This window comes from Nocardia sp. (assembly GCF_025465275.1).
In the GTDB taxonomy this organism is placed as follows: domain Bacteria; phylum Actinomycetota; class Actinomycetes; order Mycobacteriales; family Mycobacteriaceae; genus Nocardia.
The window spans coordinates 1-6,154 of record NZ_JAODNK010000026.1; the positions used below are offsets into that span (position 1 = coordinate 1).

6 protein-coding genes, 1 tRNA gene and 1 other RNA gene are annotated in these 6,154 nt (G+C 65.7%); 5 read left to right on the top strand and 3 right to left on the bottom strand.

The features are described from left to right. Positions 1–40: 40 nt before the first annotated feature. Together JWN03_RS06440 and JWN03_RS06445 are read right to left on the bottom strand one after the other, a co-directional pair. A tRNA-Ser gene (locus tag JWN03_RS06440) sits at positions 41–125 on the bottom strand. A gap of 77 nt (positions 126–202) precedes the next feature. Further along, a complete protein-coding gene (locus tag JWN03_RS06445; RefSeq protein ID WP_297611135.1) occupies positions 203–1,210 on the bottom strand; it encodes a hypothetical protein in 1,008 nt (335 codons plus the stop codon). A 100-nt stretch (positions 1,211–1,310) separates the two neighbouring features. On the opposite strand from JWN03_RS06445, the gene ffs reads away from it, so the two are divergent. Then, positions 1,311–1,405, top strand: an RNA gene (ffs, locus tag JWN03_RS06450) — signal recognition particle sRNA small type. 163 nt (positions 1,406–1,568) lie between these two features. Next, positions 1,569–2,870 (top strand): aminotransferase class I/II-fold pyridoxal phosphate-dependent enzyme, encoded by a 1,302-nt coding sequence (locus tag JWN03_RS06455; RefSeq protein ID WP_297611137.1) that lies wholly within the window; start codon positions 1,569–1,571, stop codon positions 2,868–2,870. A gap of 177 nt (positions 2,871–3,047) precedes the next feature. Here JWN03_RS06455 and JWN03_RS06460 read toward each other — a convergent pair whose 3' ends face one another. Continuing rightward, a complete protein-coding gene (locus JWN03_RS06460; RefSeq protein WP_441342943.1) occupies positions 3,048–3,890 on the bottom strand; it encodes a methyltransferase domain-containing protein in 843 nt (280 codons plus the stop codon). A 108-nt stretch (positions 3,891–3,998) separates the two neighbouring features. Between JWN03_RS06460 and JWN03_RS06465 the strand changes: the two genes are divergently transcribed. From JWN03_RS06465 to JWN03_RS06475, 3 genes are all read left to right on the top strand, one after another. After that, the gene (locus JWN03_RS06465) at positions 3,999–4,577 is read left to right on the top strand and encodes an HhH-GPD-type base excision DNA repair protein (protein WP_297611143.1); all 579 of its coding nucleotides are present in this window, start codon (positions 3,999–4,001) and stop codon (positions 4,575–4,577) included. A 165-nt stretch (positions 4,578–4,742) separates the two neighbouring features. After that, positions 4,743–5,453, top strand: coding sequence for a hypothetical protein (locus JWN03_RS06470; protein WP_297611146.1), 711 nt, complete (start codon positions 4,743–4,745; stop codon positions 5,451–5,453). A 136-nt stretch (positions 5,454–5,589) separates the two neighbouring features. After that, the coding region (locus JWN03_RS06475; RefSeq protein WP_297611149.1) for a hypothetical protein at positions 5,590–6,154 on the top strand (565 nt) is incomplete at its 3' end.

A 6,154-nucleotide genomic window follows, 5' to 3' on the forward strand; every position in this document is an offset into this window, starting at 1 on the left:
AGGCCCCGTCCGGACTGAGTCCGGGCGGGGCCTTCGTGAGCGGAGGATAGGGGATTTGAACCCCTGAGGGCGTTAACCCAACCCGCGTTCCAGGCGAGCGCCATAGGCCACTAGGCGAATCCTCCGTCGAGCAATATACCGGCTGCCCCCCTGTCGAAAGCAAATCGCGGAGTTCCGCGGCCGCTTCCGGCCGGCTCGGTCGCTACTTCTTCAGCCCCGCGAGGACCTTCTGGACCTGCTGTTTGGCGACCGTGGCGACGTCGTCCTTGGAGACCGGTTCGCCGGAGGCGCGGTTGAGGCTGATCTCGACCTTGACCGAGACATTGCTGTCCTTGACCGCGACCGTGTAGTCCAGATCGTTGAAGGAGGAGTAGTCGCGGGTCTCGGCGTGCCAGTAGCCCGCGGAGCCGATTCCGGCGACATCACCGGAGGTGCGGCCGGAGCCGGTGGTGCCGGTGTCGTACTGCTTCCACGAGTCGTACTGCGGGCCGCCGTACGCGCCGGTGAACTCGACATCGAGTGCGATGCGCGCGGTATTGGTCTGGTACTTGTCGGTGGCGGAGGAGCTGTAGTAATCGGCATTGCAGCTCGCGCGGCCGCCGGTGTAGTCGCTCGCCTTGGTTTCGGAGTGCTCCGGAGTGCCCTTCTGGGTGCTCGACCACTTGGCGAGCGCGGTCGGATCGATCAGGCTGCAGGAGTTGGTGACCTTGTCCATGGAGTAGTTGCCGTCCATGTTCTTCTTCTTGTCGTCACCCAGCGGACTGATCGGCTTGTCCCCCTGCGTGAGCGCGACGGCGGCTATGCCGATGCCGACGATCACGACCAGGCCGACCACGCCGCCGATGATCCACGGCGTCTTGTTGCCGCCGCCGGGCGGGCGCGGGGGAGTTCCGTAGCTGTAGCCGCCGTTCATCGGGGCCGGGCCGGGCTGCTGCTGCATATAGGGCTGCTGCCCCGGGTAGGCGTTCACCGGTGGCTGCTGATGTGGCTGTGACATCTGCGGCGGCATCTGCTGCTGCTGCGGCGGAAAGGGTTGTGCGGGCGGCGTATACGCCATGCCCGCGGTGCCGTAGTTGAGCATGGTCGGATCGGCGCCGGTGACCGGCTGACCCGCCTCGGCTCCGGTGGGTGGCGTAGCCCACCATTGCGCGGTTTCCTGGTGGTTGGCGGGGTCCTGAGGGCCGCCCGGTCCTGGATTGTTGCTTGTCACTACTGGTTTCCCCTCCGGTAACGAGCGGGTGCCCCCGCGATGTCGGTTGGATCGTAACGACCCCGGGCGGCAAGGGCATCGGTGAGCCGCTACACTGGCCGACGGATCCAGCGCGGCGCGCATCCTGTGAACTCCCCCAGGGCCGGAAGGCAGCAAGGGTCAACGGGCTCTGCCGGGTGCGCTGGGTCCCCTTTAATTTCTGGGTGCACATAAATCTTCCGGTGCACGGATCTCCGGGTGCGCGGGCCGATATTTAGCTCCCCAGGGTGAGGTCCTACCAAGTAACGTGATCGCTGGGTCCGTCCGCCGTGCGCGAGGACCCGCTTACATTGCCCCTAGCCCGTGGAAAGGCTGTCTGATGCCCCGGCAAACGCAGATCGGTTTGATGAGCCATGCGGAGCTCGTGTCCGAACACGAATCGCAGACCGCGAACTACGCGAAGCTCCGGACCGAGAAGTTGACGCTGGACATTACGCGCGGAAAACCCGCGCCCGAGCAGCTCGATCTGTCCCTGGATCTGCTTTCGCTGCCGGGCAACGGCGACTACCGCGACGGCAACGGCACCGATGTGCGCAATTATGGTGGCCTGCACGGCTTGCCGGAGCTGCGCGCCATCTTCGGCGAGCTGCTCGGCATTCCGGTCTCCAACCTGCTGGCCGGCAACAATGCCAGCCTGGAGCTCATGCACGACGTGATCGTGTTCTCCATGCTGCACGGCGCGGTCGATTCGGAGCGGCGCTGGATCGACGAGCCGTCGCTCAAGTTCCTGTGTCCCGCACCGGGTTACGACCGGCACTTCGCGATCACCGAATCGCTGGGCTTCGAGATGATCCCGATCCCGATGGGCCACGACGGCCCGGATGTGCACGCTATCGCGGAGCTGGTGGCGTCGGACGCGAGCATCAAGGGCATCTGGGCGGTGCCGAACTACTCGAACCCGACCGGCGTCACCTTCTCCGAAGCCGTGACACGGGAACTGGTTTCGATGCCGACTGCCGCGCCGGACTTCCGCCTGTTCTGGGACAACGCCTACGCCGTGCACCCGCTGACCGACACCGCCGATCCGGTGCTCGATGTACTGGGGCTGGCCGCTGCGGCCGGAAACCCCAACCGCCCCTACGTTTTCGCCTCCACCTCGAAGATCACCTTCGCGGGTTCGGGCGTGAGCTTCTTCGGGTCCGCCACCGCCAATCTGGAGTGGTACCTGAGCCATGCGGGCAAGAAGAGCATCGGCCCGGACAAGGTGAACCAGCTGCGGCATCTGCGCTTCTTCAAGGACGTCGAGGGTGTGCACAGCCATATGCAGAAGCACCGCGCCATCCTGGAGCCGAAATTCAAACTGGTGCTGCGGATTCTGGAGGACCGGCTGGGTGCGTCGAAGGTGGCGTCCTGGACCGAGCCCAAGGGCGGCTACTTCATCAGCCTGGATGTGCTGGAGGGCACCGCGACCCGCGTGGTCGCACTGGCCAAGGAGGCGGGCATCGCCCTGACTCCGGCCGGTTCGTCCTACCCGTACGGAAAGGACTTGGAGGACAAGAACATTCGCCTCGCCCCCAGCTTCCCCTCCCTCGCGGAACTGGAGAAGGCCATGGACGGTGTCGCCACCTGCGTCCTGCTGGCAGCAACCGAGAAGCTCATTTCCGCCTCCCCGAACCTTTAGCGCCCGGCTCGGGTGCCGCGAGGGTTGGCAACGCGTGCCGGCGGTTGGGCGCGGATTACGTTTCGGGCGTACCCGGTGAGTTACCCGCATCTCACGAAATCAGTTGTTGCGAAACGTAACTAGAGAATCAGAAGGCCCGCACCGGGAAAACCGGTGCGGGCCTTAATCGTTCGTAACTCAGCTGGGTTTGTGTGCGAGGACGGCGAAGATGGTCACGGAGAGGTGGATATCGCCGGTTGCCGCACCGGCTTCCAGGTCGGCGATGAGCTGATCTCGCTGCGGGACGGTGATGGAGCCGCGGGCGACGGACATGTCCGCGATGCGGGCGACCAGTGCGCCGGCGCCGATGCCGCCGTCCTGGATGAGCGCGTGCGAGCCGATATCGTCCACGACCAGTCCGGCCTGGGTGAGTTGTCCGGCCAGTCGCCGTCCGGCGAAGGGGTTGGTGGTGCGGGCGATCATGGTCTCGATGACCTCGTGCACCACGTTCCGGTCACCCGGATGGACGACGGCAGTGCCCCAATCGCTGTCCAGGACGACCACGCGGCCGCCCGGCTTCAGCACGCGGGCGATCTCCCCGGCGGCCCGGGCCGGTCCGGTCAGGTGCTGGAAGACGCGTTCGCACAGGGCGACATCGAAGGTGTCGTTGCCGAAGGGCAGGCCGTAGGCGTCGCCGGAGGCGAACTTCGCGGCCGACCCGGATTGCTCGGCGCGGCGTTCGGCCGCGGCGCGCAGGGTGGGGTCGGGTTCGACGCCGATCGCGGTGCCGTCCGGTCCGACCAGATCGGCGAAGGTGAAGACCTCGGACCCGGTGCCGGACCCGATGTCGACGGCGCTTTCGCCGGCTTGGGTGGCAAGAGCCTCGTGCGCCCAGTTCCGCAGTCGCCGGATCCCCGGTAGCGCTGCCTGCAGATCTTGGACATCGACCAGTTGATCCTGGCCGTTGCTGTCGAATCGGTCCGGACGTAAGCCGGCCCCGGTGCCATCGTGCGGCACGGTTCCCACTGTCGAAATAGCCATGGTGTCGGGCATGCCGCCGAGCCTAGTCGTGACCCGCGTCACCGCAAGGCGGGGCCGAGGGGGCCGGGCAATCGGTCCGGATTCGAGCCGGGATGGGATGATCTGACGATGGTTAGCCGCAAACTGTGCCTCGCGCAGGACCCCGAGGCGGACAAGTTGTTGTCGGACGATGACTTCGCCCTGCTGACCGGCATGCTCCTGGACCAGCAGTTTCCTATGGAGCACGCCTTCCGTGGCCCGCAGAAGCTGGCCGATCGGATGGGCGGCTTCGATATCCGGCGGATCGCCGATACCGATCCGGCGGAATTCGAGGAGCTGGCCTCCACCCCGCCCGCCATCCACCGCTACGGCCGTTCCATGGGCCGCCGGGTGCAGGAGCTGGCCCACTTCATCGTCGAGAACTACGACGGCAAGACGTCGGGCCTGTGGACACAGGGCGATCCCGACGGCAAGGAAATCCTGAAGCGCCTCAAGGCGCTGCCGGGCTTCGGTGATCAGAAGGCCCGAATCTTCCTGGCGCTGTTGGGCAAACAGGGCGGGCTCACCGCCGGCGGCTGGCGCGAGGCCGCGGGCGCCTACGGCGAGGACGGGTCCCGGCGATCGGTCGCGGATGTGACCGATGCCGAAACCCTCACGCAGGTACGGGAATTCAAGAAGCAGGCGAAGGCCGCCGCCAAACAGGCCTGACCGCGTCCACTGCTCGATGAACTCGTGCCGCCACGCCGCGGCACCCGAATGCGGTGTGGTTGCCCGCCAAAATCAAGGTGGTTTTTAACCTCCAGCGAAATCGCTGGTTGCTTGATGCTTGCCGCTATCAGTTCGTTTCAGGCAGTGGCGAGGAAGCAGTACCAAATGAAGATGAGGAAATTAACCGGGATCGCGGCGCTTGCGATCGCGGCGTCGATCGCGCCGATGGCTACGGCCGGGGCGGCCCCGGCCGCACCAGACAACGGTGTAGTAAATTACACGGCAACGAATTCCGAGAAGAACACCATTATTTCTACCGATGCGGGTTCGCTGGCGGTCGAGAACGGTGTCTTCAAGGTCAAGGCGGCCAATGGGATAACGGTCGCCGGCACCGAATTGAACTTCCGGGTAGACGATTTCGTCTTTCCGATCGCGGCCGAGATCAAGGACCGTACTGCGACCCTGACGCCGCAGCTCGACACGGATCACGCCGTTTACCAGCCGGTGGCCCTCCCGTACGAGAACGTCGCGCCCTGGAAGAGCGACTACGACCGTGAGCAGGCCGCCTGGGGTCGTCTGCGGGACACCATCGGTGTGGGCGCGACCATCGGCACCGTGGTCGGTGGCATCGGTGGCGCGGCCGTGGGCTGCATCGTCGGTGGCGCGGTGAGCGCGACCGTGACCGGCGCCCTGACCGCCCTGTTCGGTGCGCTGCCGGCCGGTATCGTCGGCTGCATCGCCGGTATGAGCGTCGTCGGCTTCCTGGGCACGCTGGCGGGTCAGCTGCTCGTCACGGCCCCGGTCGCGATCCTGGCCGCTATCCAGTACTTCTCCACCATCAATGAGCCGTCGATCAACCCGGCTCCCGCCAAATAGTTTCCGCTCGGCGGAATCCGAAGCTGCCGCGTGAGTTTTCATATTCACGCGGCCTTCGGACCGAGCTATGTTCGCGCCACGGGGTTTTCGATAACCGCGTTCCCCCTACGGCCCGCTCGATGAGGAAACCGAAGAAATGCTATCGAAGAAATTCGCCGCCGCCGCGGCGTTGTTGATCGCTGCCCTGGGCGCCACCGCGGGTACCGCGGGCGCGGCGCCCGAAACCACCGATCCCGGCGTCATCAACTACACGTCCACCACTACCGGGGCCAGTACGATCATCCGGACCGATGCCGGTTCCCTGGTCGTCGAGGACGGTGTCTTCAGAATCATGGCCGCCAACGGCTCCACCGTGGCGGGCTCCGAATTGAATTTTCGGGTAGATGATTTCGTCTTTCCGATCGCGGCCGATATCAAGGACCGTACTGCGACCCTGACACCGCAGTTCGATACCGAGCACGCCGTATACAAGCCGGTCGCCCTGCCCTACGAGAACACGGCGCCCTGGAAATCGGATTACGACCGTGAACAGGCGGCGTGGAATCGCCTGCGGGACACCATATCCACCGGCGCGACCATCGGCACTCTGGTCGGTGGCATCGGCGGCGCGGCCGTGGGCTGTGTTGTCGGTGGCGCGGTGCTGGCCACCGCCGCGGGCGTGCTCACCGCAATGTTCGGTGCCCTCGGCGGCGCCGCGGTGG